Annotated in this window: 21 protein-coding genes; 8 read left to right on the forward strand and 13 right to left on the reverse strand. The window is 60.1% G+C overall.

Annotated elements, in window-relative coordinates; translation table 11 throughout:
• Position 1: 1 nt before the first annotated feature.
• The 9 genes from ACFQND_RS10230 to sucC form a co-directional block, all read right to left on the reverse strand.
• Entirely contained in the window at positions 2 to 2,407 is a 2,406-nt protein-coding gene (locus ACFQND_RS10230; RefSeq protein ID WP_371437223.1) for a GspE/PulE family protein, read from the reverse strand.
• Positions 2,404 to 3,195 carry an MBL fold metallo-hydrolase gene (locus tag ACFQND_RS10235; protein WP_371437224.1) on the reverse strand — a complete coding sequence of 264 codons (792 nt, stop codon included), beginning with the start codon at positions 3,193 to 3,195 and terminating at the stop codon, positions 2,404 to 2,406. Before ACFQND_RS10235 ends, ACFQND_RS10230 begins: the two co-directional genes overlap by 4 nt.
• A gap of 26 nt (positions 3,196 to 3,221) precedes the next feature.
• On the reverse strand, positions 3,222 to 5,468 hold the full coding sequence (locus ACFQND_RS10240; protein ID WP_371437225.1) for a CHASE2 domain-containing protein: 2,247 nt from the start codon (positions 5,466 to 5,468) through the stop codon (positions 3,222 to 3,224).
• 56 nt (positions 5,469 to 5,524) lie between these two features.
• Positions 5,525 to 6,187 carry an FHA domain-containing protein gene (locus ACFQND_RS10245; RefSeq protein ID WP_371437226.1) on the reverse strand — a complete coding sequence of 221 codons (663 nt, stop codon included), beginning with the start codon at positions 6,185 to 6,187 and terminating at the stop codon, positions 5,525 to 5,527.
• Positions 6,188 to 6,229: 42 nt separating this feature from the next.
• The gene (locus ACFQND_RS10250) at positions 6,230 to 7,015 is read right to left on the reverse strand and encodes a Stp1/IreP family PP2C-type Ser/Thr phosphatase (RefSeq protein ID WP_371437227.1); all 786 of its coding nucleotides are present in this window, start codon (positions 7,013 to 7,015) and stop codon (positions 6,230 to 6,232) included.
• A gap of 37 nt (positions 7,016 to 7,052) precedes the next feature.
• Entirely contained in the window at positions 7,053 to 9,860 is a 2,808-nt protein-coding gene (locus ACFQND_RS10255; RefSeq protein ID WP_371437228.1) for a CHASE2 domain-containing serine/threonine-protein kinase, read from the reverse strand.
• 239 nt (positions 9,861 to 10,099) lie between these two features.
• Positions 10,100 to 10,801 carry a TerC family protein gene (locus ACFQND_RS10260; RefSeq protein ID WP_371437229.1) on the reverse strand — a complete coding sequence of 234 codons (702 nt, stop codon included), beginning with the start codon at positions 10,799 to 10,801 and terminating at the stop codon, positions 10,100 to 10,102.
• A 125-nt stretch (positions 10,802 to 10,926) separates the two neighbouring features.
• A complete protein-coding gene (sucD, locus tag ACFQND_RS10265) occupies positions 10,927 to 11,820 on the reverse strand; it encodes a succinate--CoA ligase subunit alpha (RefSeq protein WP_377413346.1) in 894 nt (297 codons plus the stop codon).
• A 27-nt stretch (positions 11,821 to 11,847) separates the two neighbouring features.
• The gene (gene sucC, locus ACFQND_RS10270) at positions 11,848 to 13,008 is read right to left on the reverse strand and encodes an ADP-forming succinate--CoA ligase subunit beta (RefSeq protein WP_377413349.1); all 1,161 of its coding nucleotides are present in this window, start codon (positions 13,006 to 13,008) and stop codon (positions 11,848 to 11,850) included.
• A gap of 291 nt (positions 13,009 to 13,299) precedes the next feature.
• Between sucC and argC the strand changes: the two genes are divergently transcribed.
• Positions 13,300 to 14,211 carry an N-acetyl-gamma-glutamyl-phosphate reductase gene (argC, locus tag ACFQND_RS10275; protein WP_371437232.1) on the forward strand — a complete coding sequence of 304 codons (912 nt, stop codon included), beginning with the start codon at positions 13,300 to 13,302 and terminating at the stop codon, positions 14,209 to 14,211.
• A gap of 128 nt (positions 14,212 to 14,339) precedes the next feature.
• Here the strand turns inward: argC and recX are convergent, their stop codons facing one another.
• Positions 14,340 to 14,813, reverse strand: a complete 474-nt coding sequence (gene recX, locus ACFQND_RS10280) for a recombination regulator RecX (protein ID WP_371437233.1) — start codon at positions 14,811 to 14,813, stop codon at positions 14,340 to 14,342.
• A gap of 100 nt (positions 14,814 to 14,913) precedes the next feature.
• Complete coding sequence (gene recA / locus ACFQND_RS10285; RefSeq protein WP_371437234.1) at positions 14,914 to 16,038, reverse strand: recombinase RecA; 1,125 nt, start codon at positions 16,036 to 16,038, stop codon at positions 14,914 to 14,916.
• Between the two features lie 164 nt (positions 16,039 to 16,202).
• Here recA and ACFQND_RS10290 point away from each other — a divergent pair, with 164 nt between their 5' ends.
• From ACFQND_RS10290 to ACFQND_RS10305, 4 genes are all read left to right on the forward strand, one after another.
• Positions 16,203 to 16,700 carry a MarR family winged helix-turn-helix transcriptional regulator gene (locus ACFQND_RS10290; protein ID WP_371437235.1) on the forward strand — a complete coding sequence of 166 codons (498 nt, stop codon included), beginning with the start codon at positions 16,203 to 16,205 and terminating at the stop codon, positions 16,698 to 16,700.
• 101 nt (positions 16,701 to 16,801) lie between these two features.
• Entirely contained in the window at positions 16,802 to 17,476 is a 675-nt protein-coding gene (locus tag ACFQND_RS10295; RefSeq protein ID WP_296926259.1) for a response regulator, read from the forward strand.
• 129 nt (positions 17,477 to 17,605) lie between these two features.
• A complete protein-coding gene (locus ACFQND_RS10300; RefSeq protein ID WP_371437236.1) occupies positions 17,606 to 19,066 on the forward strand; it encodes a sensor histidine kinase in 1,461 nt (486 codons plus the stop codon).
• Between the two features lie 16 nt (positions 19,067 to 19,082).
• Complete coding sequence (locus ACFQND_RS10305) at positions 19,083 to 19,880, forward strand: gamma-glutamyl-gamma-aminobutyrate hydrolase family protein (RefSeq protein ID WP_371437237.1); 798 nt, start codon at positions 19,083 to 19,085, stop codon at positions 19,878 to 19,880.
• A 121-nt stretch (positions 19,881 to 20,001) separates the two neighbouring features.
• On the opposite strand, the gene ACFQND_RS10310 is transcribed toward ACFQND_RS10305, so the two are convergent.
• Together ACFQND_RS10310 and ACFQND_RS10315 are read right to left on the reverse strand one after the other, a co-directional pair.
• On the reverse strand, positions 20,002 to 22,956 hold the full coding sequence (locus ACFQND_RS10310; protein WP_371437238.1) for a DNA topoisomerase III: 2,955 nt from the start codon (positions 22,954 to 22,956) through the stop codon (positions 20,002 to 20,004).
• Positions 22,953 to 23,513 carry a TlpA disulfide reductase family protein gene (locus tag ACFQND_RS10315; RefSeq protein WP_371437239.1) on the reverse strand — a complete coding sequence of 187 codons (561 nt, stop codon included), beginning with the start codon at positions 23,511 to 23,513 and terminating at the stop codon, positions 22,953 to 22,955. The genes ACFQND_RS10310 and ACFQND_RS10315 overlap by 4 nt, the downstream gene beginning before the upstream one ends.
• Before the next feature lie 236 nt (positions 23,514 to 23,749).
• Here ACFQND_RS10315 and ACFQND_RS10320 point away from each other — a divergent pair, with 236 nt between their 5' ends.
• From ACFQND_RS10320 to ACFQND_RS10330, 3 genes are read left to right on the forward strand one after another with little or no spacing between them, the layout of a single operon-like run.
• Positions 23,750 to 24,301: an SET domain-containing protein gene (locus ACFQND_RS10320; RefSeq protein WP_371437386.1), complete on the forward strand. Its 552-nt coding sequence runs from the start codon at positions 23,750 to 23,752 to the stop codon at positions 24,299 to 24,301.
• Positions 24,302 to 24,335: 34 nt separating this feature from the next.
• Positions 24,336 to 25,253 carry a biotin--[acetyl-CoA-carboxylase] ligase gene (locus ACFQND_RS10325; RefSeq protein ID WP_371437240.1) on the forward strand — a complete coding sequence of 306 codons (918 nt, stop codon included), beginning with the start codon at positions 24,336 to 24,338 and terminating at the stop codon, positions 25,251 to 25,253.
• Positions 25,247 to 25,975, forward strand: a complete 729-nt coding sequence (locus ACFQND_RS10330) for an SPOR domain-containing protein (protein WP_371437241.1) — start codon at positions 25,247 to 25,249, stop codon at positions 25,973 to 25,975. Before ACFQND_RS10325 ends, ACFQND_RS10330 begins: the two co-directional genes overlap by 7 nt.
• Positions 25,976 to 26,031: the final 56 nt, after the last annotated feature.

The raw sequence follows: 26,031 nt of genomic DNA on the forward strand, positions 1-26,031 counted from the left end.
GTTATTTAATGCAAACGGAACGCACCATCTTCAGGTCGGTCATTCCCATCAACACTTTCTCCATGCCATCCATCTTCAAGGTCCGCATCCCGCTATTAACAGCAGCAGAAAACAGCTCGGCAACCCGCGCGCGTTCCTGAATGAGTTTTTTGGCGTCATCATCGGCAATCATCAGTTCGTGCAGACCTATACGTCCCTTGTAGCCAGTCTTGTTGCACTTGTCACAACCGACGGCACGGTACATTTTTAGTTTGCCGCCTTCGCCGTACAGCTTGATCCACGATTCATAGAGTTTTTTGGACTCGCCGGCATGGTCGGCTTTCCAGGTGGGCGTGTGACGCAACTCTTCAGCGTATTCAGCGACAAAAAGCTTGATCTCTTCCGCGTCGGGAAAATATGACGCCTTGCAATCACAAAGTTTTTTGGCCAGTCGCTGGGCCAGGATGCCCAGCAATGCATCGGCAAAGTTGAAAGGGTCCATGCCCATGTCCAGCAGGCGTGTAATGGATTCAGGCGCCGAGTTGGTATGCAGGGTCGAGAAAACCATGTGACCCGTCAAAGACGCTTCCACCCCCATGGACACGGTCTCCTTGTCACGCGACTCGCCGACCATGATGATGTCGGGATCGGCCCGCAGAAAAGCCCGCATGACCAAGGCGAAGTCGATCCCCGCTTTTTTGTTGATCTGGACTTGCCGCAAACCTTTTTGCGTAATTTCTACCGGGTCTTCCGCAGTCCAGATTTTGGTGTCAGGCGTGTTGAGGAACTTGAGTATCGAGTGCAGAGTCGTCGTCTTGCCCGAACCCGTGGGGCCGCACACGTAAAAGAGGCCATAAGGTTTGGAAACCGTTTTCTTGAGCCTCTCCATGTTATGCACTGTCAAACCCAACTTTTCAAGCGGTATAGGTTCTCCGGCCGCCAGAATACGCATGACAACATCTTCAACACCGCCCGCCGATGGGATGGTCGCCACGCGCAACTCGATGTCGATGGGTCCGTATTTCTTGAATTTGATCTTGCCGTCTTGCGGTTTGCGCTTTTCTGAAATATCCAGGTCGCACATGATCTTCAAGCGCGTGACCATGGCCTGCCGGAACTGGGCCGGGACTTCGATGTAGGGCTGCAAGGTGCCATCAATGCGGAACCGGATGCCGGTTTTTGCCTTGCCGGGCATGGGCTCTATGTGGATGTCCGACACCTTCTGGTTATAGGCGTCAATGATGACCTTGTTCACAAACTTGACCAGCTCATTGTCTGCCGCCGCGGACTCAAGGGACGAGTCATCAGCGGCATCGTGTTCCAGCGGCGAGTCCATGTCGGCTAGCAGTTGATCAATCGAGCCGCTTTCATTGCCAGCACCGAACAACTGACCCAGGGTTTCCTCAAACTCCGTCTGGGTCGTGACGCGGTAAGCGAATTTGCTGATGCGCGGAAACACCTGCGGAACGACGCGCGCGCCCCGCACGGCTTCCGGGTCCACGCACATGATGAGGAGACCTTCGGTGCTTTCTTCCAGCGGTATCCAGCCCTGCTGCTCAATGAACTCCCGCTTAAGCGGCCCATGCAGCATTTCGGAGCGGATTCGGCCGGCGTTGAATGCCTCATAGGGCACGCCGAAGAATTTGGACAGCGAAGGGCCAATCTGTGCAGGGCGAATATGGTAATCGGCCATCAGCAAATGCTCGACCGAGCGCACTTCTTCGCGTGCTTTCCGGATGCATTTTGAAAGCTCGTCCTGCGAAAGCACGCCTTCCGTCACAAGGCCATCGTATTTGGTCGCCTTTCGCCGCTGACCGTCTTCGGTCTTCTGCATGCGCTGGCGTATGGCAATGCCCAGGGTTTTACACAGCTGTTGCGCGCCGTCTTCATCAAGCTTTCCGAAAGGCTGGTCGCTCCGGTTGTTGATGACCTGCAACACCCCGTAAAGGGTTTGACCGTCCATGACGGGCGCAACCAGCATCTGCTTGGTACGGTAGCCGGAGCGTTTGTCCACCTCCTGCAAAAAGCTCAGGTTCGGATGGATTTTTTTAAGCGCGGCGTCATCGTAAACATCCGCAATATTGAGCATCTGCCGAGCCATGGCCACGTAGCCGGCAACGCTTTGTGCGCTGATGGGGAGCTTCAGGTCACGGCTGGTGTTCAGCCCCGTCTTGACTTTCGAGACGATGGCGCTGCGGTCTTCATTGACCGCATAAAGAGTCAGCCTGTCCGCATTGAAGAGCTTGCAGATGTCCTGGCTGGCCTCCAGCATGATCTGCTCTATGTTTTCAGTTTCATGAATCCGGTTGGTGACCAGTTGAAGCTGCCTGAAATACAGGGCCTCAAAAGTGACGCCACGCTCCTGTGGCGGGAGCCTCTGGGAATCAAAAAACTCGTCTTCAGGGTCTCGCTGCAGTACGGCACTCATAGTTCAAACTCCTGCCCAGCCCTTAACCAGCGGATGTCATGCGATACGTTGGGTCCAAACGGCTGGGTCTGGTCAAACCGCTGTATTTCAGCCATGATCAATTCAGTCTCGGCAGGCTTTGTATGCGTGATGTAAATCGGGTAGTTTTTACCCTTGTCGATGCAGTCAAGCTCACTTGCCAAAGCATGCGGTGACAAGTGCAGGCTTTTCTCGGCCAGGTTGCGTTCGCGGTTGCTGAATGCGGTTTCAATCACCAGCATGGCAACATTGAGCTGATTGATGCGGGCCCACAGCGCGGGGTTGCGTTCGGTGTCGCCGGTGAACACCCAGCACCCTTTTACCGTAGCAACCGCGTACCCGACCGCCGGCACCGTATGCACGGCGGGCAAAACCTCAATGTACTTGCCCGCCAGGAACAAGGTTTGCCCGATTTCAAGCGGGTGAAAGCTGATGAAGGGTGACTCGGGCGTGGGAATCCTTGAGAAATCAGGCCAGATGGTGTTGTTGAAAATATGCGCCTTCAGGGCGTCGATCGTGCCCTGCAATGCATGGATCTTGATGGGCGTGCTTCTGCGGGACGCAATGGCATCGACCATCAGGGGCAGGGCCGCGACATGGTCAAGATGCGAATGCGTGAGCAGCACATGGTCAATCTCCCCCATCTCCTCCAGCGTGAGGTCACCGACACCGGTACCCGCATCCACCAGCAGGTCGCTGTCGAGCAAAAAAGACGTGGTTCGGCAGCCTTTGGCAATTGCCCCGGAGCAGCCCAATACCCGTACTTTCATGAACTTTTTCTTGCCTTGACTTGAACTTACTTGCTTTGAAAATTGGTCGCCCCGTCCCACCCGGGATCAAACGGAAGCAACCTCATGGAGGCTACACGCTCTGTATACAGCTGGTAAAGGTATTTTTTGGCATTCAGCCTCTGTAAATTGAGCAATTGGACATCGCATTGCTCCCAGTCCTGCATGCGATAGGCTTTAAGCGCCAGTGCCCATGCCTTGAGTTCAGCGGCATTGCCTTCGTCAATCCTGCCGACGGGCGCCAATGGCCAAAAAATGGCTACCGCGTTGTCCCGCCCCTTCACCCTCACCTTGTCGAGTTCCTGCCATACAAAATCGTTGGCCAGTTTGCGGGTGGACTCACTCACCACAATATCCACACCGTAGGTCTTGGACAGCCCTTCAAGACGGGAGCCGAGATTGACAGAATCGCCAATCACCGTATAGCTTCGCCGGATATCAGAGCCCATGTCACCAACACACATGGTGCCGGTGTTCAAACCTATTCCAATACCGATTTCGGGTAAACCCTTGGTGCGGTGCTCTTCATTGAGCTTGCGTACCGCGTTGGCCATTTCAAGCGCCGTTTTTACTGCCAGGCTCGCGTGATCTGGCGTATCGACAGGCGCTCCCCAGAACGCCATGACACAGTCCCCCATGTATTTGTCGATGGTGCCGCGGTTGCTGCGGATCAGGTCGGTCAGGCGGCTGAACACGCTGTTCAATAGCACCTGCAATTGTGTGGGCTCCATGGTTTCCGACATTTGCGTAAACCCGCGCATGTCGCAAAACATCACTGTCAATTCCTTGGTGGTTGCCTTCATGCTGTAGCTGTCAGGGTCCTTGACCATCTCGTCCACCAGTTCAGGCGGCACGTAAGTTCCAAACAGGTTGGCCAGCTCACGCTTGGATTTGCTCTCTACAAAATAGCCGTAGCTCATGTTCAGCGCAAACGCCGTCAGGGCCATGACCAGTGCGCTGGCCAGCGGCAGCACAAGTCCATAACTGGAATAGAGCCAGAAATTGAGTCCGACCAGTGCGGCAACAACTGCCGCACTGGCAGCAACTGCTTTGGGCGCGGACAGCATGGGCAGAGCAAAAGCCAGCGTGAGGCCGGCCAGGACAAGAATGACCACCTCAAACCCGACGGCGTAGTCAGGCTTGACAAACACCTTGCCATCCAGAAAGCCCGAAATGACGTTGGCATGGGTTTCAACACCGGGGTAGGTCTCGCCGACCGGAGTCACCCTCAAATCGAGCAGGCCGGGCGCCGTCGTGCCGATCAGGATGATCTTGTCCTTTAGCAGGCCGGGCGCAATGCGTTTGGACAGAACATCCGCTGCCGAAATATAACGAAACGAACCTCCGCCGACACCGCCATGGCCGCGAAACGGCACCAGTGTGGCCACGCGATCGTCCACCGGAATCGCCAGGGTTTTGCTACCCTGCCGGAGCAGGATGCTTTCCAGGCCCTGATAGCTGCGCGTCAGGAATTTTTCCGGAGGGAAACCCGGCTCCACCTTGGGCAGGCCCACCAGCACCCGGAACATGGCCAGCGACAGCGATTCGTAATACTGCCCCTTGTATTCCGCCAGAAGGGGAATGGAGCGCACAACGCCATCGCCTTCCGTGATGGAGTTGAAAAACCCGCCCATGGGCGCCGCCTTGGCGAGCAGGTCCAGGTTGGCGCCGTAGCCGTTCCAGCTGGTGAACTTGATCGGCCGTCCCTGAAGCACAGCGCGGTCCATGGCAGGTGCAGGCAGCGAGCCATTGACCCGCCCATCCCGATCGCTGGTGAAATAGTAGCCCAGCACAACCGGCCGGCCTTCAATCGCCTTGGCGAAGACCGTGTCGTAATCCAGGCTGCCCTGCAGCTGGTTGAGTTTGTCCTGGAATCCCGGCTGGTCTTTGAGTTCCCCCTGCGCCAGCTGGCGAAGCCGCTTCAGGCCGGAGCTTTCATCGGCTTCGGCAAACACCACGTCAAAACCCACCAAGGCGACTTTCTGCCGCTCGAACAATTCGTTCACCAGTGCCGCGTGTTTGTTGCGCCCCCAGGGCCAGCCGAATTCCGCCAGGCTTTTTTCGTCAAAATCGATGATGACTATCCGCTCATCGATCGAGCCAGGCATGGTCGCCCGCAGGCGGGCATCGTAAATAATGTCGTCCAGCCTCTGGAGAACGCCGATGCGGAGAATTCCGCTGGCATGCATCAGGGCAAACACCAGCGGTATCAGCGTTACAGCGATGCGAGGCCAGTGCCTGGAAAGGAGTTGCATGGGGACTCTTGTGTCACACCAAACCAGTTCCCTGCCTGCGGCGGGGAACCTGCTGTTTACAGCTGGACGAACTGCATTTGTGTGCCCGCCAGTTCAAGCACGTCGCCATTTTTGAGCGTTACGGGCTCGGCGCCTATGGGCGCGCCGTTGAGCGAAGGCTTGTCCACACCCTCGACATGTGCCACCACAAAGCCATGCGGCCTTTTGGTAATGGCGGCAACAGCCACCCCGGGCTTGCCAATGGTCGTGACCACCTTGACCAGCGCCACTTCGCGACCGGCTGCAGCGCCGGACATGACCTTGATGGCGGCCGCGCTAAGGCTTGCACCTGCCCCAGCTACAGCCGGAGCGGCAGCTGCTGGGCCTGCCGGGGGAACCAGGCCGGCAGACCCGGCCTTGATGACCATGGTTTTCTCGAACCCGGCGCTGGCCGCCTCATTGACGTACTTGATCTTGTACTTGCCGATTTCAACGGTGTCGCTGTTTTGCAGCAGCTGCTTTTTAACGGCCTTGCCATTGACATAAGTGCCGTTGGTGCTGTTGAGGTCCTCCAGGTACACCTCGTTGCCGGACATCTGCAGCACGGCATGCTCCCCGCTTACAGCCAGGTTGTCGATCACGATATCGTTGTACGGACGCCTGCCCAGGGACGTACGGTCCTTGGTCAACTGGACTTCCTTGATCACAACGCCGTCAATAGAGACGATCATTTTCGGCATGGCCGACTCCTGTCTGTTTTTGAGATTTCAATCATCATCGCCTTATTTTCCCAGCATTCTGGATAAAAACCCGCGTTTGACCGAAGCTTGTTTGGCTTGCGCCAACAATACTGAAATATTATCGCGGCCGCCAGCCTCATTGGCCGCAACAACCAGCTGTTTTGCCTTTTGTTCCAGGGATGCACTGCCCAGCAGGATGCCTGCAACGGCTGCATCGTCGACCATATCGGACAACCCGTCTGAACACATCAGGTAAATATCGCCGGCTTCCACGCGATGCTCATTGACTTCAACCATGACTGTATCTTCAACGCCCAGCGCCCGTGTTACCAGATTCTTGTTCAGGGAAGTCAGGGCTTGCTCAGGCGTGATGAGCCCGGCATCAATCTGTTCCTGCAACAGGGAGTGGTCCTTGGTGATCTGCTGAAATTCGTTGCCGCGCAGGCGATAGCAGCGCGAATCCCCAATATGGCCCAGCATCAGGCGGCCATCCTGAAACACCCCCACAACCAGGGTCGTCCCCATGCCTGTGTACTGGGGGTTGGAGTTGGCTGCATTAAAAATGGAGTGGTTCGCGTTTTCGACGCAGATCTCCATCGCGCGGCGCACCTCCTTGGCATTGGCATGCTTTCCCGCCTGCGAAAGCCAGCGGCCCATTTCGGACTTGATGAACGCCGCGGCCATGCCGCTGGCAATTTCACCCGCGTTGTAACCCCCCATCCCGTCGGCCAGGATGCAAAGGTTTGTCAATGGGTCGAACGCAACCGCGTCTTCGTTGTTGTCTCGTGCCAAGCCAGTGTCGGTTTGGGTGCATATCTCGTAAATCATCTTGTTCGGCTTCTGGCTTGTACTTATAGCTTTGTGCTTAAGGTTTTGTATCAGTATCGCCGCCCCTGGGCCCGGCGCCTGCAGGATGGTCAACGATGGTCTTTTCATAGGCTGTTGTCGCGCCCGCCGCATCCACGGCTTGTGTTGCCTGATAAGGCATGGACTGTGTTGCGCCGACACCAGGTGCGCCCGCAACAGCAGATTGCGCCACCGTTGCGTCAAATGGGGCGGCTTCAGTCGTTTGTTTCGCTGCGAATGCCGCAGTTTTTTCTTGCACGGGATGGACGCCTGCCACACCGGTTACCGCCGCAAGGCTTGCTGCCGCCTCGCCTGAAAGTTCGGCAAGGGCGGCCCGCAGGTCGGCAGCGAACTGGTCGCCGTCCTGGTAACGTGTTTCAGGACGCTTGCTGAGTGAAAGCGCCACGATGTTGGCCAGTTTTTCGGAAAGCTCATTCCGGATGATGCGAATGTCCGGCGCCGGCTCGTTGGCAATCTTGTACATCAGCTCGGCCATGGAGTCGCCGCGAAATGGCAACACACCGGCCAGCATCTGGAACAGCATGACACCCAGCGAATAAAGGTCCGAGCGGCCATCGACCTTTTTACCCGCGATCTGCTCGGGCGACATGAAGCTGGGCGTGCCCAGCACCATGCCGGTTTTGGTCTTGCTGGAGTCCGTGATGCGGGCAATGCCAAAGTCAGTGACCTTGACGGAATCGCCGTCGAAGTCATACATGATGTTGGCCGGCTTGATGTCCCGGTGCACCACGTTTTGCCGGTGGGCATAGGCCAGCGCTTCGGCAACCCGCGCAACGATCGACAGCACCCTGGAAATGGGCAGCAACTGCCCACTTTTGGTAACGTCCGCAAGGTCCTTGCCCTTCAAGAACTCCATGGCAATGTAGGCCAGATCGTGTTCTTCGCCAGCATCGAAGATCGTCACGATATTCTGGTGCTGCAGGCGGCCCGCCGTTTCAGCTTCGCGGAAGAAGCGCCCCCGGGCATCTTCCAGCTCTTCGCCCTCGAACTCCTGGCTCAGCGCCATGGTCTTGATGGCCACCACACGGCCGATCTTGGGATCCTTGCCAAGATAGACCACACCCATGGCGCCTTTGCCCAGTTCTTTCTCGACCTGGTAGCGGCCCAGCATGGGCTTCTCGACGCCACCGCCATCAAGCAGCATGGTGCCCCCCGGATGGGCACCACTGCCACCGAGGATGACCGTTTCCGAGAGGTTTTTCGCGCGATTGAGTTTGGACTGCAGGTCTTTGTGGTTCTTGTTGTAGCTGGCCATGTGTTCATACACGGCCTGCGCCTTGTTGAACTGCCGCTTGCGCTCGAAATCCAGCGCCAGGTTGTTCAGGTTGTCCATCAGCGCATCAGTGAAGGGCACGCGGCGAAAACGGTCAAAAGCCATATCCAGCTGGCCTTGCCCTTGCAATGCCAGGCCCATCATGCGGTTGGTTTCTGCCGACTCCTCATCCGACTTGAGCTTGCCCGCCTCGGTCATCAGGAAGCGCTTGGTGGTCAGCGCCAGGTGGCCAATCAGCAGCAGGGCAGCAGGAAACACCAATTGAAGCCACTTGGCGGCAACCGACAGCAAGCTGAATTCAATCACCAGCAACACCACAAACAGCACCAGCGTCACAATGGCCGCCTTGCCAGCCGACAATCGCGGCAAGCCCGCAACCAGATAAGCGGCCACCAGCAGCAGCACGCCCAGCGTGGCCCACACACCCCAAACAGGCTGCACGATGAAATGCTCGCTCAGGATGCTTGAAGTGATGTGCGCGATGGTTTCCGCCGGTGAAAGCCCCGGGCCGGCAGGCGTCGCAAACTGGGTGCCTACGCCCGCGGCGGTAGCGCCAATGATCACAATCTTGTCGGCATATTTGCTGGCCGGAATCTTGCCGGAAATCACGTCATAAAACGAGTCCACGGCAAAGGCAGGGCGACCCTCCCTGCCTTTGTAAAACTGCGGCAGCATTAAAGCCGAATCGTCCGTCCTGATCACCAGCTTGCCGATCTGCACCGACTCGCCCACGTTAAGCCGGATGTCGGCGGGCCCGAGGTTCAGGCTTTTGGCAGCAACCAGCAGGCTCATGGAAGGCACGGCCTTTCCAAAGTAATTGATGAGCAGGGGCTCCTGCCGGACCGCGCCATCCACGTCCGGCAACTGGTTCAGGTGGGCGATGCCTGCCGCCGCCGAGCCGATCATCTCGATGGGCTGCTGCCCGCGGACGGCCGGCAAGGAGAAATTGGCAGGGTCATCCACTGCGCTTTTCAACGCATAGGCCGGCAGCGGGTTGTCCGGCCGGCCCTGGGGCACGCCCAGTGCAAAAACCGAAGGCACCAGCACATTGCCGGCCCTGGTCATGCTGGTGGCCAGCTTGGCATCCGTGTCCAGCGCCACTTCTGCGTCTGCGATCACCTTTCCCAGCTGTTCGTTGACGCCGCCCTGGGCGACCGAAGGGTCGCCCAGCACTTCCTTCATCTTGCGGATAAAAACCAGCCCGCGGTCTGTTTGCGGCTCAAAAAAGAAGGCTGTATGCGCAATGGTTCTGGCCTTGGCAGCCGACAGCTGGTCGATCAGCTGGGCATGGACATCGCGCGTCCAGGGCCACCTGCCGATATTGGCAATGCTCTGGTCATCAATCGCAATAATGGCAATGCGGTCCGAGGGCTGGCGCGAAGTGCTGGTACTCGCAAAGTCGTAGTAACGGCGCTCCAGCGTGCCAAAAAAATCCGTCAGCCCATGCAGGAACAGGACAGCCAGAACCACCAGGACGCCAACAAACCAGTCGGCGCGCCAGAACTGGCTGCGTTTGCTAGATGATGTGGCCACTTCCAGCCCCTTGTCCTGATTCGCCGTGCATTGCCCGCTTTACCCACAGTTTTTCTTGTTCGCTTGTAAAAGCCTTTCAACTGTTGCAGAAAGGTTACAAGTCTCCCAAATGTGGACGTTAACAGACAGGATGAGGCTGGACAAGTGACTTTTTACCGCCGGACGGCCTTTCTGTTGCTAAAAAGTAGCTTTCCCCGTGAGGCTCATCCAGGGCCTCACAGGCGCTACCCACAGCAGAATCAGGCTGACGGCAGCTGTTTTTGCTGGCGTTTGGTCAGGTAGGTTCCCAGTGCGACCACCAGGATGGCCCCGACGATGCCGCCAAATGTGACGGTTTGTTCACTGACGGCTCCCAGGTGCGTGGTAACCGCAGGGTCAGTCAGCAGCATTTCACCCGCCAGGAAACCCAGCAAGGCAGCACCAATGGTGATGATGATGGGAAAGCGCTCCATGACCTTGGTGAGCAGGGTTGCACCAAAAATAATCAGCGGAATGCTGACCAGCAAACCCAGGATCAGCAGAGGCAAATTGCCCTTGGCGGCTGCGGCCACCGCCAGGACGTTGTCCAGGCTCATGACCAAGTCGGCAATCAGGATGGTGCGGATGGCGGCCATCATGCCGTTGATCTCCTTGCCTTCGCCGTCGCCCTCGTCTTCGCCCTTGAGCAGGTCAACGCCGATGTACACCAGCAAAATCGCGCCCACTATTTTCAGGTAGGGCAGGTTCAACAGCTGGATCGCCACAACGGTCAGGACGATCCGCATCACGATGGCAGCAGCGCTGCCCCAGAAAATTGCCTTGCTGCGCTGCTCGGGTTTGAGGGTTCGGGCGGCCATGGCAATCACCACGGCGTTGTCGCCCGACAGCACGATGTTGGCAAGAACGATGGAGCCAAAGGCGCTCCAGAAAAGGGGGGACGCAAGGTCCAATCCGAAAATCATGGCATCTCCTGTTATGAATGAAAAAAAGCGCCGGGTAGCGCTTCTTTTGTTTTTTTGAGTTTAGCCCGAACGGGGCCGTCGCCCCGTTCGTAATAACGCTTACTAACGTTGCCTGAAAGGCAGGTTTACAGCAGCGCCTTCAGTAATTTGGCCATTTCTGACGGGTTGCGCGTCACGGTGAAACCGCAGGCTTCCATGATTTCCAGCTTGGCATCGGCCGTGTCGGCGCCGCCGGAGATCAGCGCACCGGCATGGCCCATGCGCTTGCCGGCAGGAGCCGTCACACCAGCGATAAAACCAACGATAGGCTTCTTCATGTTGGCCTTGCACCACAGGGCGGCTTCGGCTTCATCCGGGCCGCCGATTTCGCCAATCATGATGACGGCATCGGTGTCTGGATCGTCATTGAAGGCTTTCATCACATCGATGTGCTTGAGGCCATTGATCGGGTCGCCGCCAATGCCGACAGCGCTGGACTGGCCCAGGCCGATTTCGGTCAATTGCGCCACGGCTTCGTAGGTCAGCGTGCCGGAGCGGCTGACCACGCCAATGCGGCCCTTGCGGTGGATGTGGCCGGGCATGATGCCGATCTTGATCTCGTCGGGCGTGATCAGGCCTGGGCAGTTGGGGCCCAGCAGCAGGGTTTTCTTGCCGCCGGCGGCTTCCTTGGCCTTCATGCGGTTGCGCACTTCCAGCATGTCACGCACGGGGATGCCTTCGGTGATGCAGATGGCCAGGTCCAGGTTGGCCTCGACGGCTTCCCAGATGGCGGCTGCAGCGCCTGCGGGCGGCACGTAAATCACCGACACCGTTGCGCCGGTGGCCTTGGCGGCTTCCGTCACATTGGCATAAATCGGGATGCCTTCGAAGTCTTCGCCGGCTTTCTTGGGGTTCACGCCAGCCACAAAGGCTTCCTTGCCGTTTGCGTAGTCGCGGCACATGCGGGTGTGGAACTGGCCGGTCTTGCCGGTAATACCCTGCGTGATGACTTTGGTGTTTTTGTTGATGTAGATCGACATGTTTGTTTCCTGATCAGTTACGCGGGCTTACTTGACGGCGGCGACGATTCTTGTCGCGGCTTCAGCCATGGTGTCTGCTGCAATGATGGGCAGGCCGGAGTCGGCCAGCATCTTCTTGCCCAGGTCTTCATTGGTGCCCTTCATGCGCACGACCAGCGGCACCGACAGATTGACGGCCTTGCAGGCGGTGATGACGCCGTCGGCAATCGTGTCGCACTTCATGATGCCGCCGAAGATGTTGACCAGGATGCCTTTGACATCGGGGTTCTTCAGCATGATCTTGAAGGCTTCGGTGACCTTTTCTGCGGTAGCACCGCCGCCCACGTCCAGGAAGTTGGCCGGCTCGCCGCCGAACAGCTTGATGGTGTCCATGGTCGCCATGGCCAGGCCGGCACCGTTGACCAGGCAGCCGATGTTGCCGTCCAGGCTGATGTAGGCCAGGTCAAACTTGCTGGCTTCGACTTCGGCCGGGTCTTCTTCATCGAGGTCGCGGTAAGCCACGACTTCAGGGTGGCGGAACAGCGCGTTGGCGTCAAAGTTGAACTTGGCGTCCAGGGCCATCAGCTTGTTCTTGCTGTCGCGGTTCAGCGGGTTGATCTCCACCAGCGACGCGTCGGTGTCCATGTAGCACTTGTAGAGCTTCTGGAAAATGTCCACAGCCTGGGCGGTGGACTCGGCGGGCAGGCCGATGCCGTTGGCGATCCTGGTGGCTTGCTCTGCGCTCAGGCCGGTCAGCGGATCGATGTACTCGGTGATGATCTTCTCGGGCGTGGCGTGCGCCACTTCCTCGATGTCCATGCCGCCTTCGCTGGATGCGATGAAGGCCACTTTCTGGGAGGCACGGTCAGTGACGAGGGAAACGTAGTATTCCTTCTGGATATCGGCGCCATCTTCGATGTAGAGGCGGCGAACCTTCTGGCCTTCAGGGCCGGTCTGGTGGGTCTTGAGCTGCATGCCCAGGATTTCGCCGGCAATGCGCTTGACGTCTTCAATGGTCTTTGCAACCTTCACGCCGCCGCCCTTGCCGCGGCCACCCGCATGGATCTGGGCCTTGACCACCCACACCGGGCCGCCGAGTTTTTGTGCGGCTTCCACCGCTTCCTGCACCGTGAACGCAGGAATGCCGCGCGGCACAGGCACACCAAAATTGCGCAAGATTTCCTTGCCTTGGTACTCGTGAATTTTCATGGAAAACCTTCAGAATTCAGTAAAAAAGGGGGGTGCAACAGAGGTTTACGCGGGGGCCGTGGTGCTGTTTAACAGAAGTGAAAACAGGCCATGCCGACTCAAAACGCCATGTTAGCGGCCGTTGGATGTAGCAACGCAGAACTGTATCATGGTGCGACGCACAATCCTTTTGCTGGTCTTACGTAGGGGAAAAGGGCCTCGCCCGCTGCATCCGGCGGCTCTTTGCCATCTAATTAGCACCTGATACCTGATTCGCGTCAAAAAATTAGTCCAAGTTCACCCGAGAGTTTTATGCCCAAGATTTTTATTGATGGAGAAGCCGGCACCACGGGCCTGCAGATACGGGAACGGCTGCAGGCCATGCCGCAGATCGAACTGGTCAGCATTGCGCCCGAGCTGCGCAAGGATGCGGCTGCCAAGCGCGAACTGATGGCCGGGGTGGACCTGGTCATCCTGTGCCTGCACGACGACGCGGCACGCGAATCGGTCGCCATGATCGACGCCCTGCCGGGCAAAAAACCAAAAATCATCGATGCATCCACAGCTCATCGCACCACGCCGGGCTGGGTTTATGGCTTTCCCGAGCTCACCTCAACCCAGCGTGCCGCCGTGGTCGCGGCCGACCGCGTGGGCAACCCGGGCTGCTACGCCACCGGCGCGATTGCGCTGATCCGGCCGCTGGTGGATGCCGGCTTCATCCCTGCCGATTTCCCGCTGAGCCTTCCGGCTGTGAGCGGTTACTCCGGCGGCGGGCGGCAAATGATTGAGGCCTACAAGGCCGGCACCGCGCCGCTGTTTGAACTTTACGGCCTGGGACTGGAGCACAAACACCTGCCGGAAATCATGAAATACACCGGCCTGAGCCGCCGCCCGGTGTTTATCCCGTCCGTCGGCAACTTTGAGCAGGGCATGCTGGTGCAATTACCGCTGCACCTGGACCTGCTGCCAGGCAAACCGACCGCAGCACAACTGAAAGACGCGCTGGCGCGGCATTACGCGGGCAGCGAATGGGTGACGGTGGAAGCCGCAACCGAATCCGGCAAGCTGGACGCGCTGGCGCTGAACGACACCAACAAGATGGAACTGCGTGTCTTCGGCAATGAGACCTACCGCCATGCCGTGCTGATTGCAAGGCTGGACAACCTAGGCAAGGGTGCTTCCGGCGCGGCGGTGCAGAACCTGAAGCTGATGCTTGGGCTGTAACCCGGTCAATCGCTATTAAATTGATAGCTGCTTGCGGGCTGTTTACGCTGGCCAGTCGCCTATTTCACTAGAAATTCAGGGGCAAGCGAGGCTGCGGGCGACTCGCTTGCCTCCAGCCCCTTGGTCACTTAATCATCTTCCGACTGCGATACCACACGCCGGATCACTTCACCGCCAAAACCACGCGCCGCCAGGAAGCGCATCTGCTTTGCCCGTGCGGCAGCGTCTGCTGCCGGCTCGCCAAATTTGCGGCGCCAGACTTCGCGTGCGCGCTCCAGCTCGGTCGCTTTGAGGCCGTCCATCGCGTTTGCCACCAATTCAGCCCCCAGCCCCTTGCCGAGCAGCTCATGCCGCACGCGGGAGGCGCCAAAGCGCGCTGCCTTGCGGTTGATGACCGACTCCACCACGCGGGCTTCGCTGATGAAGTCCTTGGCCTGCAACTCGTCCAGCACCTGGGCCAGCTGGCCGGGCGTTTCCTCATGCGGGGCCAATTTGCGCTCCAGCTCGGCCCGCGAATGTTCGCGGGCCGCGAGGTAACGCAGGGCCCTGCCCTTGAGCGAAAGCGCAAAGCCAGTCCTGGCCGCCGGCGCAGTCACGTTCATGCGGGCATGCTCATCAGGACGCACTTTTTGCTACCTTTTTAATAGCTTGCCGCGCACATTCTGCCTTGGCCAGAGCCTTGTTTGGCATGTAAAAGCGGCCTCAGGCGGCTACTTTTGGCGCTTTTTCTGCTTTGCCAGGCTTGTCAGCCTTTCCGGCCTCCTCCGAAGCACTCACCTGCGACGGCTGCACCAGCGGGATACCCAGCGATTCACGCACCTTGTTCTCGATCTCGATGGCGAGTTCGGGGTTTTCTTTCAGGAACTCACGCGAGTTGTCGCGGCCCTGGCCGATTTTTTCGCCGTTGAAGGCATACCAGGCACCGGCTTTCTCGACGATGTGGCCAGCCACACCAAGGTCCAGCACCTCGCCCAGCCGGCTGATGCCTTCACCGTAGAGGATGTCGAACTCCGCCGTCTTGAAGGGCGAGGCCACCTTGTTCTTGACCACCTTGACGCGGGTTTCGTTGCCGATCACCTCTTCACCCTTCTTGATGGAGCCGATGCGGCGGATGTCCAGGCGTACGGAGGCGTAGAACTTCAGCGCATTGCCGCCGGTGGTGGTTTCGGGCGAGCCGAACATCACGCCTATCTTCATGCGGATCTGGTTGATGAAGATGACCATGCAGTTGGCCTTCTTGATGGTGGCGGTGAGCTTGCGCAACGCCTGGCTCATCAAACGGGCCTGCAGGCCGGGCAGGGAGTCGCCCATTTCGCCTTCGAGTTCGGCCTTGGGCGTGAGCGCCGCCACCGAGTCAATCACGATCAGGTCAACCGCGCCGGAGCGGGTCAGGGAATCAACAATCTCGAGCGCCTGCTCGCCGGTATCTGGCTGGGAGATCAGCAAGTCCTGCAGGTTCACGCCCAGTTTTTGCGCGTACTGGATGTCCAGTGCGTGCTCGGCATCAACGAAAGCGCAGGTGCCGCCCAGTTTTTGCATTTCGGCAATCACCTGCAGGGTCAGCGTGGTTTTGCCGGACGATTCCGGGCCGTAGATTTCAACCACACGGCCTCGTGGCAGGCCGCCGACGCCCAGGGCAATGTCCAGCCCCAGCGAACCGGTGGAGACCACCTGGATGTCCTCGATCACCTCGCCGGCGCCCAGCTTCATGATGGTGCCTTTACCGAACTGCTTTTCGATCTGGGCCAGCGCGGCCTGCAGGGCCTTGGCTTTTTCGGTGTTCAGGGCGGCGGATGGGGCGACAGCGGCTTTGTTCGGCAGGTCCATGAAAATCTCCTTGAAAATCAATGTGTTGAAAACTTTGGCATCAATTCCAGTCTCTGCTTTTAATTACAGCGCTGGATGCATGACCAGTACTTTATTGGCGCCATTGAAATAAGTAAACCCTGTTTTTAGTCAGTTTGCCTGACCAATTGAGTTAGCATGATCTGATGGAAAAAACAGAAGTCCAAGGCAGCGATCAGGGCAGTGATCAAAGCTGGCGCATCACGCACCTGGGCCGCCTGCTCGGCCATGCCTTGCGCCGTTTTGACGAACGTGTGCTCACGCTCATGGCCAGCAATGTCAACGTCCCGCTGGCACTGTCCAACCTTGCAGCGCGCGACCAGGTCGGCGCCGCGCACATCCACATCACACGCCACCTCGCTGTCGGCGGCTCGCGCCTGACCGAACTGGCAGACAGCGCCGGCATGAGCAAACAGGCCATGGGCGACCTGGTGAGCCAGTGCGAGGCCTGGGGCCTGGTCACGCGCGAGGCCGACCCGCATGACAAGCGGGCCAGGCAGGTGGTGTTCACCGCATCGGGCCTGCTCTGGCTGGAAGCCTTCAGGCACGCGGTGGCCCAGGCCGAGGATGAATTCCGGCAGGCCGTGGGCCAGGATGTGGCCACCGTAGTGGCGCTGGGGCTGGAGGCCTACGCGGGCGCTTGATCTGTCAGCAAACCGCAGGGTGCAAAAGCCTAAAATTTGCAGTACAAGTAAAAACCGCTGACCGCGCAGCCACCGCGCGGAACCGGCATCTGGAGACAGCCATGCGTATTTTGATTGCTGAAGACGACCAGGTTCTTGCCGATGGCCTGCTGCGCACACTGCGCGCTTCGGGCGCGGCTGCGGACCATGTAGCCAGCGGCACCGAAGCCGATGCGGCCTTGCTCACCAATACCGAATTTGACCTGCTGATCCTGGACCTCGGCCTGCCGCGCATGCATGGCCTGGAAGTGCTCAAGCGTTTGCGCGCCCGCGGCTCGGCGCTGCCGGTGCTGATCCTGACAGCAGCCGACAGCGTTGAAGAGCGCGTCAAGGGACTGGACTATGGCGCCGACGACTACATGGCCAAGCCGTTTTCATTGCAGGAGCTTGAAGCCCGTGTGCGCGCGCTGATCCGCCGCGGCATGGGTGGCGCCAGCAGCACCATCAAACACGGCCCGCTGGTGTACGACCAGGCCGGACGCGTGGCGACCATAGACGGCCAGATGGTGGAGTTGTCGGCGCGCGAACTCGGCCTGCTGGAAGTGCTGCTGCAACGCGCCGGCCGCCTCGTGAGCAAGGACCAGCTGGTGGAGCGCCTGTGCGAATGGGGCGAGGAAGTCAGCAACAACGCGATCGAGGTCTACATCCATCGCCTGCGCAAGAAGATTGAAAAAGGGCCGGTGCGGATTGCGACTGTGCGCGGCCTCGGTTACTGCCTGGAGAAGATCCCTGGCTGATATGGCCCCCACGCTTTTCACCGCGTGTAATGCGCTGCCCCCCGGGGGGGCCGCTGCGCCTGCGGCCCGGCGAAGCCGGTTCCGCGTCTCGGACTGGCATGGGATGGGACGCATCTGCCTGCGTCGAGCATGGCGCTGAGACTCTTTCAGCGTGAGCGCCGAAGCCTGTTCGGCGAAATCCTCGACTGGATGCTCACGCCACTGCTGCTGCTGTGGCCCATCAGCCTGGCGCTGACTTGGCTGGTGGCGCAAAACATTGCCGGCAAGCCTTTTGACCGCGCGCTTGAATACAACGTACAGGCGCTGGCCAAGCTGGTGGTCGTCAAGAACAACCAGGTGCAGTTCAACCTGACCGGGCCGGCGCGCGAAATCCTGCGGGCCGACGACACCGACCTGGTGTACTACCAGGTGCTGGGCACGCGCGGCGAATACCTCAGCGGCGAACACGACTTGCCGCCGCCGCCTGACGAGGACAAGGCCACCGACGGCGAAGTGCGGCTGCGCGAAGATGTCATTCAGGGCGAGGACGTCCGCGTGGCCTATACCTGGATCAAGGTCGAGGTCAAGAATGGCGGGTCGGTATTGGTGCAGGTCGCCGAAACTCTGGAAAAACGCAAGACCCTGGCCACGGAAATCGTCAAGGGCACCATGGTGCCGCAGTTCGTCACCCTGCCGCTGGCCGTGCTGCTGGTGTGGCTGGCGCTGGTGCGCGGCATCAAGCCGCTGGCGCAGCTGGAAAAACGCATTCGCGCGCGCAAGTCCGACGACATGAGCCCGCTGGATGACACCGCCGTGCCCGAGGAGGTCGCGCCGCTGGTGTCGTCCATCAACGATTTGCTGGGCCGGCTCAAGGTCTCGCTGAACACGCAAAAACGTTTCCTGGCCGATGCCGCACACCAGCTCAAGACGCCGCTGGCCGGCCTGCGCATGCAGGCCGACCTGGCACAGCGCGAAACCGATGCCGATGAACTGAAAAAATCGCTCAAGCACATAGGCCAGTCCAGCATTCGCGCGACCCACACTGTGAACCAACTGCTGGCGCTGGCGCGCGCCGAAACCACGGGCCGCAGCCTGGCCAAACAACAGCTTGACATGGTGCTCATCGTCTCGGAAGTCATGGCCGATTCGGTTCCGCGTGCGCTTGAAAAGAAAATTGACCTCGGCTACGACGGCCCCGCCGCCGGCGACCAGGCCGGCCAGCTCGAAGGCAACCCGACCCTGCTCAAGGAACTGGTGCGCAACCTGCTGGACAACGCCATCAACTACACGCCCGAAAAAGGCCAGGTCACCCTGCGGCTGCTGACGGACCGTTTCAGCGGCGTGCTGGTGCTGCTGGTCGAGGATTCGGGGCCGGGCATTCCGGAGTCGGAGCGCGAGCTGGTGTTCCAGCCTTTTTACCGCGCACTCGGCACCAATGTGGACGGCTCCGGCCTGGGCCTGGCCATCGTGCTGGAAATCGCCAACCAGCACGACGCCACAATCAGCATCGAGGACGCCACTGTTGCGGGTCATCCACCTACGCCGCCGAATGGACCTGGCACGCGCATTGCGGTACGCTTTGCAGGTATGGACCGCACAGGTCAAGCCTGAAAGTGAAAGATACACGATGGTCACCGCAAGTCGCCTCAAGATCGGCCTTTCGGCCTGCTTTTCACACGCCGACCCCACACGCTCATTCTTCAGCGGCAAAACCCTTCAGTACGTCGAGCAGTCGATAGCCCACTGGCTGATGTCCTCGGGCGCCATGGTCGTCATGGTGCCCTGTCCCACGGGCTCTACGCAGCGCGGTGACGTCACCTACAGGCATTACGCCGAATGGCTGGACGGCTTGGTGCTGCACGGCGGCGCCGACGTCTGGCCCGGCAGTTACGGCGAAACGCCGCTGCAGGAGCAGTGGTCCGGCGACCGCGTGCGCGACGAATACGACAAGGCGCTGGTCGCCGCCTTTGAAGCCGTCGGCAAACCCATGTTCGGCGTCTGCCGCGGTTTGCAGCTGCTCAATGTGGCCTACGGCGGCACGCTGTACCAGGACATCAACACGCAGGTGCCCGAATCATTCATACACCGCGACGCCGCAATTTACGACCTGAACTTCCACAGCGTGGACATCGTGCAGGGCTCGCACCTCTCCCGCCTGTACCCCGGCGTGGAGAGGGTGCGCGTCAACAGCATCCACCACCAGGCGATCAAGGAGCTCTCGCCCGAGTTTGAAGCCGAGGCTTTCAGCGTGACCGACGGGATTGTGGAAGCGATACGCCGCAAGGACCGCTCCAAAAGTTATATCGCCGCGCTGCAGTGGCACCCGGAGTTTCACCAACCCGGCTCGGACACCATTGACGACGGGGCCGTGCTGGAGGACTTCCTGTCGGCAGTTGCCAGGGCGAAAAGCCATAACGGCAGCTGATACCCGCGATAAAGCCGCATGCAACCGAAAAACAGCGCCTTCCAGGCATCAAAAGGGCCTGCAGCCCAAGCAAATCAAGCGCAACCAGCTATGAAAAACATAGCTGGCCTGACAACAGGCATCAGCTCAGATGCTTGCCCACAATCCCGGCCAGCTCAAACATCGTCACCTGCGGCTTGCCGAAAACCGGCAGCAGCTTGGCATCGGCGTTGATGGCGCGCTTGTTGGCCGCGTCCTGCAGGCCCTCGGCCTTGATGTAATCCCAGAGCTTTTTGATCACCTGGGTACGCGCCACCGGTTCGGCGCCAATCACCGCTGCGAGCGCATCGCTGGGTTTGAGGCCTGAGCCCGGCTTGGCGACACGTGCAACTTTGGGTTTGGCGGTTTTGGCAGCGGGCGCTTTTTTTGCAGCAACCTTTTTTGCAGCCACTTTTTTGGCTACAGGCGCGCCGGCGGCTTTTACAGCCACGGTCTTGCCGAAAGGTGTTTTCACCGTGCCGGTTTTGGCCGCAGCGGGTTTGCGCGGCGGGAACTTCGACGGGGCGAATTCAAAATTCACCTTGTCGGCTTCCTTGTCCCAGGCCAGCATGGCCTTGAAGGGCCGGCGCGTGCGCATGGAAACAAACTTGTCGAGCAGGTCGGTTTTGCCGGTCTCCAGCAGCTTGACCATCTGCTCACGCTCGATCGGCTGCTGCAGGATGACCTGGCCGGTCTTGAAGTCGCAGCTGGGCGTGGGCTGGGCATTGGTCGGTACCGATTTCTCGCAGACGTAGTTCTTGCCGTGCTCGAAAACACCGGCGCCGCACTTGGGGCAGGCGCCCAGCGACTGCTGGCCGCTGAAGTCCACGATCTCGCCGGTCTCGCCGTTCTTGTCGTCGCCGAAATCAAACTCCAGCTTGTAGTTTTTTGTCTCTTCGTCGAACTTGATGACCATCTCGGCGGTGAAGGGCCAGCCGGCCTTGGAGCGGAAGCCGTCCAGCGGGCCTATCCTTTTGTCGCGCAGGAACTGCTCGACCTCGGCCGTTTCAAAGGTGCGGCCCGCAGGGGTCTTGCCAAACGAGAAGCCGCAGCCATCGTCACCGCTTTTGCCGGTGCAGGTGTAGCGGCGGTAGTTTTCCTTCACCACGCCACCGCAATTGGGGCAGGGTGTTTTCAGGGTGGCGTAGTCGCCGGGAATGGTGTCCTTGTCATAGCCCTTGGCCTTGGCGACCATGCGCTCCGTCATGGCGGCAATCTCGGCCATGAAGGTTTCGCGGCTGAGCTTGCCATGCTCCATCTGCGCGAGCTTGAACTCCCACTCGCCAGTGAGTTCGGCCTTTGAAAGCTCCTGCACATCCAGCCCGCGCAGCAAGGTCATGAGCTGGAAGGCCTTGGCCGTGGGGATCAGCTCGCGGCCTTCGCGCAGCATGTATTTTTCGGCGATCAAACCCTCGATCGTCGCGGCGCGGGTAGCCGGTGTGCCGAGTCCTTTTTCCTGCATGGCTTCGCGCAGCTCGTCGTCGTCGATGGTCTTGCCGGCGCCTTCCATGGCGCCCAGCAAGGTGGCCTCGCTGTAACGTGCGGGTGGCCGGGTTTTCAGGCCCTTTGCATCGACTGTTTCGGCCAGGACCATCTCGCCGGGTTTGACCGGCACCAGCGTCTTGCTGTCTTTTTCGTCGGTGTTTTCGTCTTCGGCTTCCTTGCCGTAAATCGCCAGCCAGCCGGGCTTGACCAGCACCTTGCCCTCGGTCTTGAAGCTGTGCTCGAGCACCTGAGAAATGCGTGTGGTCACCAGGTATTCGGCGCTCGGGAAAAACACTGCCATGAAGCGGCGCACCACCAGGTCGTACAGTTTTTGCTCGGCCTCGCTCAGGCCGCTGGGCGCCTGCAGCGTGGGGATGATGGCAAAGTGATCGCTGACTTTGGCATTATCAAAAATGCGCTTGTTGGGCTTGATGTAGTTGCCCTTGAGCGCCGTGGCCGCGTGCGGCGCCAGGTGCCGCATGCCGCTGTCCTCCAGCATTTCAAAGGTCTTTTTGACGACCGGCAGGTAGTCCTCGGGCAACGCGCGCGAATCGGTACGCGGGTAGGTCAGCGCCTTGTGGCGTTCATACAGGCTTTGCGCAATCGACAAGGTGGTCTTGGCCGAGAAGCCGAACTTGCCGTTGGCCTCGCGCTGCAGGGAGGTCAGGTCAAACAGCTGGCCTGCGGCCTGCGTTGTCGGTTTGCTTTCTTCGGTGACCGTGGCGGTCTTGCCGCGCACGGCATCGGCAATCGCGCGGGCTTCCTTTTCAGACCAGACGCGGTCGGCCTTGAGTTCGGCGTCGGGCTCGGCATTGTCCGCATTGGCGACGGATTTTTTCCATTTCGGGTCAAACCACTTGGCGGGGTATTCGCCGGCCTCGGCCAGGAAAGTCGCATGCACCTCCCAGTAGTCGCGGCTGACAAAGCTGCGGATTTTTTCCTCGCGCTCCACCACGATGGACAGGGTAGGCGTCTGCACCCGGCCCACTGTGGTCAGAAAGAAGCCGCCATCGCGCGAGTTGAACGCCGTCATGGCACGCGTGCCGTTAATGCCGACCAGCCAGTCGGCCTCCGAGCGCGAGCGTGCCGCATCGGCCAGGCCCTGCATCTGCTTTTCACTGCGCAGGGTTTCAAAACCCTCGCGGATCGCCGCCGGCGTCATGGACTGCAGCCACAGGCGCTTGACAGGCAGCTTGCTGCCCGCGTACTGCTGAATCAGCCGGAAGATCAGCTCGCCCTCGCGGCCCGCATCGCAGGCGTTGACGAGGGCGCCCACGTCCTTGCGCTTGGCCAGCTTGACGATGGCGTTGAGCCGCGTCTTGGTCTTGTCCATGGGCTTCAGGTCAAAGTAGGGCGGAATCACCGGCAGGTTGGCAAAGCTCCACTTGCCGCGCTTGACGTCAAACTCCTCCGGCGCCTGGATTTCCACCAGGTGGCCGACGGCCGAGGTGACCAGCCATTCGTCGCTCTCAAAGTACTCGTCGTGCTTTTCAAACTTGCCCGCGGTAGGCGTAATCGCCCGCACAATGTCTTGTGCGACCGAGGGTTTTTCTGCAATCACCAGAGTTTTCATAAGTACTTCTTCAAACCTTCTACATCTTCGGGGAACATTTCCCCGCTTTCGGCAAAAACAACCTTGCCTTTAATCGGGCCTGAGCTGCCGTCCCGGCCGCCGACCTTCAAAACCACCACCACCGGCAGCCCCACCGGCTTGGGCAACAGCTTTGCCACCTGCGGTGTCAGCATCCCGGCGGGAAAACTGTAGCCCTTGGCCTTCATATAGTTAACGGCGGCGGGCTGTTTATCAATCGACAGCGCCAGCACCTCCAGCCCGTTGGCCTTTTGCGCCCGCCACAAGGCCTCTATATGGGGCGACTGCACGGCACAAAAGGGGCACCAGCTGGCCCACCAGTACACCACAAGCGTCTTTCCCTGCATGTCGGCAGCCCGCCAGGGGCGTCCGTCCAGCAGCGTGGCATCGGGCAATCGCAGCTCGCTGCCTATCCTTGGCAAGGGGCTTTCAGAGCCCCGCGCCCACGCCGGCAGGGCCGCCGCAGGCACGGCAAGCGCCAATGCGGACTGCACGGTTGACTGGATGGCATTTCGGCGCGTCATTGGACGGTTCGGCATCATGGGCTCCGGTGACCTTTTGTTTACATACTTATTGCATCACTACAATACGGCTTCTCGCGCATGCACGCGCGCACGCACACGCGCGCACATGCATGAATTAACAATACCAAAAATTTCACGAAGATTCCGCCGTGCTAAAAAACCAGGCTTCCGCCCCCCCAGCGCCCAGCGCGCCACTTTCACGGCCCGCTCAAAAATCGCCTGCAAAAAACGCTGCAACCGACAACCGCCGCATCCAGACCCGGCGATCCGGCGTACACGGCAAGGGCGTGTTTGCGCTGAACGACCTTGCCGAAGGCGAGACGCTGATTGAATATGTGGGCGAGATCATCAGTTGGAAGGAAGCCCTGCGCCGCCACCCGCACGACCCCAAGGACCCCAACCACACGTTTTACTTCCACATGGACGAAAACCACGTGATTGACGCCAAGCACGGCGGCAACTCCTCGCGCTGGATCAACCACAGCTGCCAGCCCAACTGCGAAGCCGATGAAAACGACGGCCGGGTCTTTATCAAGGCACTGCGCAACATCAAGGCCGGCGAGGAGCTGTTTTACGACTACGGCCTCATCATCGACGCCAAGTACACCAAGAAGCTGAAAGCCGAATACCCCTGCTGGTGCGGTGCAAAGAGCTGCCGCGGCACCCTGCTGGCACCCAAGGACAAGGACAGCAAGGGCGACAAGAAGAAGGAAAAAGAGAAAGCTGAAAAGAAGGCCGATAAAAAGTCCGGCAAAAAGGACAAGAAGAAGTCCGGGGACAAAGCTGGAAAGAAGAAAGACTGAGCCGGACTGCCCAATCCTTGTTTAACACGCTGCCGTGACCTCGCCCCTCATCACCCCCCTGCGATGGCCCGCCGAGGCCATCTGGGAGGCCGTGGCGCCCGCACTGCCGGGTTTTACGGTCGAAGTACTGCCCGAGGTTGACTCGAGCAACACGGAGCTGATGCGGCGCTTCCGCGGCAGCCCCTCCGGTAGCGATGGCAGCCCCGGCATCGCCCCCCGGCCCGAGCCCACGCTGCTGGTGGCCGAACAGCAAACCGCAGGGCGCGGACGCCTGGGCCGCAACTGGCAAAGCCTGCGCGGCGACAGCCTGACCTTCTCCCTCGGCCTGCCCCTGCAGCCCGCCGACTGGTCCGGCCTGTCACTGGTGGTCGGCATCAGCCTGGCAGAAAGCCTGGACCCCGGCAACGACAGCCACCAGGGCAACCGCGTCGGCCTCAAATGGCCCAATGATTTATGGCTCTCCGGTCCCCAGGGCGAGCGCAAACTGGCCGGCATCCTGGTCGAAACGGCCAGCCTGGAAGGCACCCGTTATGTGGTGATTGGCATAGGCCTGAATATCCGCGCCGTCACCTTGCCGACCCTCCCCGCGCAAACCGCCGCCCCGCCGGCCGTTGCCCCCATGCCCCCCGGCTGCCTGCAGGAGGTGTTTCCCGGCATGGACGCCGCCCAGGCCCTGCTGCGCATCGTGCCGCCGCTGGTGCAGGCCGTGCAGGCTTTTGAGCAGTTCGGGTTTGCGCCCTTCCAGGCGCGTTTTGCCCGGCGCGACGTGCTTGCGGGCCGGGCCGTGCAGCTTTCAGACGGCACCCGGGGAACAGCGCACGGCGCCGGCGAAAACGGTGCACTGCTGGTGCATACTGCGGCTGGCATGAAAGAAATCACCAGCTCCGAAGTCAGCGTGCGGCCGGTCAATGGCAGCGCAGGCACGCCTTCCGGAGGCCAGCAAGCGTGCTGAGGCTGCTGGCCCTGCTGCTGGTACTTGCCAACGCGGGCTATTTCGCCTGGACCCGGGGTTTGCTGGCCGACTACGGCTTTGCACCCGCCTCGCAAACCGAACCGCAGCGCCTGGCGCAGCAGATACATCCGGAGGCCCTGCGCCTCCTGGCACCGCCTGAAGCGCGTACTGCCGGCGGCGCGATGGGGGCGGCCCCTGCGCCTGCACCCGCCGCCTCCAGCACCGTTGCTCCAGCCTCCGCGGCGCACGCCTCTGCATCCAGTGCAACGCCGGCAGAGTGCCTGCAGGCCGGCCTTTTTAATGAGGAACAAACCGTTGTCCTGCGCGCCCGCCTGCAAAGCGTCCTGCCGGCCGGCAGCTGGGTGCTGGAAAACAGCGTCGAGCCCGCCCGCTGGATGGTTTACATGGGCAAATACAGCGGCGCAGATGCCGTGGCCAAAAAGAAGGGCGAGTTGCGCCAGCTGCGCGTCTCGTTTGAGCCGCTGAACAACGCAGCGCTGGAACCCGGCCTGTCGCTGGGCACCTTCACGTCGCAGCCTGAAGCCGATGCCGAAATGGCCCGCATCGCCAAACGCGGTGTGCGTACGGCCAAAGTGATACAGGCCGTGCCCGAATCACGCGGCCAGAAGCTCCGCCTGCCCGCCGTGGATGCCGGCCTGCGCCCCCAGCTGGAAGCGCTCAAACCGCAACTGGCCGGCAAAACCCTGCAAACCTGCCACTAGGCGGCATTCCGTTTGCTATTCTTTTTATAGCTGTTTGCGCGCACCCTGCCCCGACC

Origin of the sequence: Polaromonas aquatica (assembly GCF_042659145.1) — a bacterium.
In the GTDB taxonomy this organism is placed as follows: Bacteria; Pseudomonadota; Gammaproteobacteria; order Burkholderiales; family Burkholderiaceae_C; genus Polaromonas; species Polaromonas aquatica.

What these genes read in the sequence shown, in the direction of transcription:
- ACFQND_RS10230 (WP_371437223.1), bottom strand. Translation starts at nt 2,407, where the DNA reads ATGAGTGCCGTACTGCAGCGAGACCCTGAAGACGAGTTTTTTGATTCC.
- ACFQND_RS10235 (WP_371437224.1), bottom strand. Translation starts at nt 3,195, where the DNA reads ATGAAAGTACGGGTATTGGGCTGCTCCGGGGCAATTGCCAAAGGCTGC.
- ACFQND_RS10240 (WP_371437225.1), bottom strand. Translation starts at nt 5,468, where the DNA reads ATGCAACTCCTTTCCAGGCACTGGCCTCGCATCGCTGTAACGCTGATA.
- ACFQND_RS10245 (WP_371437226.1), bottom strand. Translation starts at nt 6,187, where the DNA reads ATGCCGAAAATGATCGTCTCTATTGACGGCGTTGTGATCAAGGAAGTC.
- ACFQND_RS10250 (WP_371437227.1), bottom strand. Translation starts at nt 7,015, where the DNA reads ATGATTTACGAGATATGCACCCAAACCGACACTGGCTTGGCACGAGAC.
- ACFQND_RS10260 (WP_371437229.1), bottom strand. Translation starts at nt 10,801, where the DNA reads ATGATTTTCGGATTGGACCTTGCGTCCCCCCTTTTCTGGAGCGCCTTT.
- sucD (WP_377413346.1), bottom strand. Translation starts at nt 11,820, where the DNA reads ATGTCGATCTACATCAACAAAAACACCAAAGTCATCACGCAGGGTATT.
- sucC (WP_377413349.1), bottom strand. Translation starts at nt 13,008, where the DNA reads ATGAAAATTCACGAGTACCAAGGCAAGGAAATCTTGCGCAATTTTGGT.
- argC (WP_371437232.1), top strand. Translation starts at nt 13,300, where the DNA reads ATGCCCAAGATTTTTATTGATGGAGAAGCCGGCACCACGGGCCTGCAG.
- recX (WP_371437233.1), bottom strand. Translation starts at nt 14,813, where the DNA reads ATGAACGTGACTGCGCCGGCGGCCAGGACTGGCTTTGCGCTTTCGCTC.
- recA (WP_371437234.1), bottom strand. Translation starts at nt 16,038, where the DNA reads ATGGACCTGCCGAACAAAGCCGCTGTCGCCCCATCCGCCGCCCTGAAC.
- ACFQND_RS10290 (WP_371437235.1), top strand. Translation starts at nt 16,203, where the DNA reads ATGGAAAAAACAGAAGTCCAAGGCAGCGATCAGGGCAGTGATCAAAGC.
- ACFQND_RS10295 (WP_296926259.1), top strand. Translation starts at nt 16,802, where the DNA reads ATGCGTATTTTGATTGCTGAAGACGACCAGGTTCTTGCCGATGGCCTG.
- ACFQND_RS10300 (WP_371437236.1), top strand. Translation starts at nt 17,606, where the DNA reads ATGGCGCTGAGACTCTTTCAGCGTGAGCGCCGAAGCCTGTTCGGCGAA.
- ACFQND_RS10305 (WP_371437237.1), top strand. Translation starts at nt 19,083, where the DNA reads ATGGTCACCGCAAGTCGCCTCAAGATCGGCCTTTCGGCCTGCTTTTCA.
- ACFQND_RS10310 (WP_371437238.1), bottom strand. Translation starts at nt 22,956, where the DNA reads ATGAAAACTCTGGTGATTGCAGAAAAACCCTCGGTCGCACAAGACATT.
- ACFQND_RS10315 (WP_371437239.1), bottom strand. Translation starts at nt 23,513, where the DNA reads ATGCCGAACCGTCCAATGACGCGCCGAAATGCCATCCAGTCAACCGTG.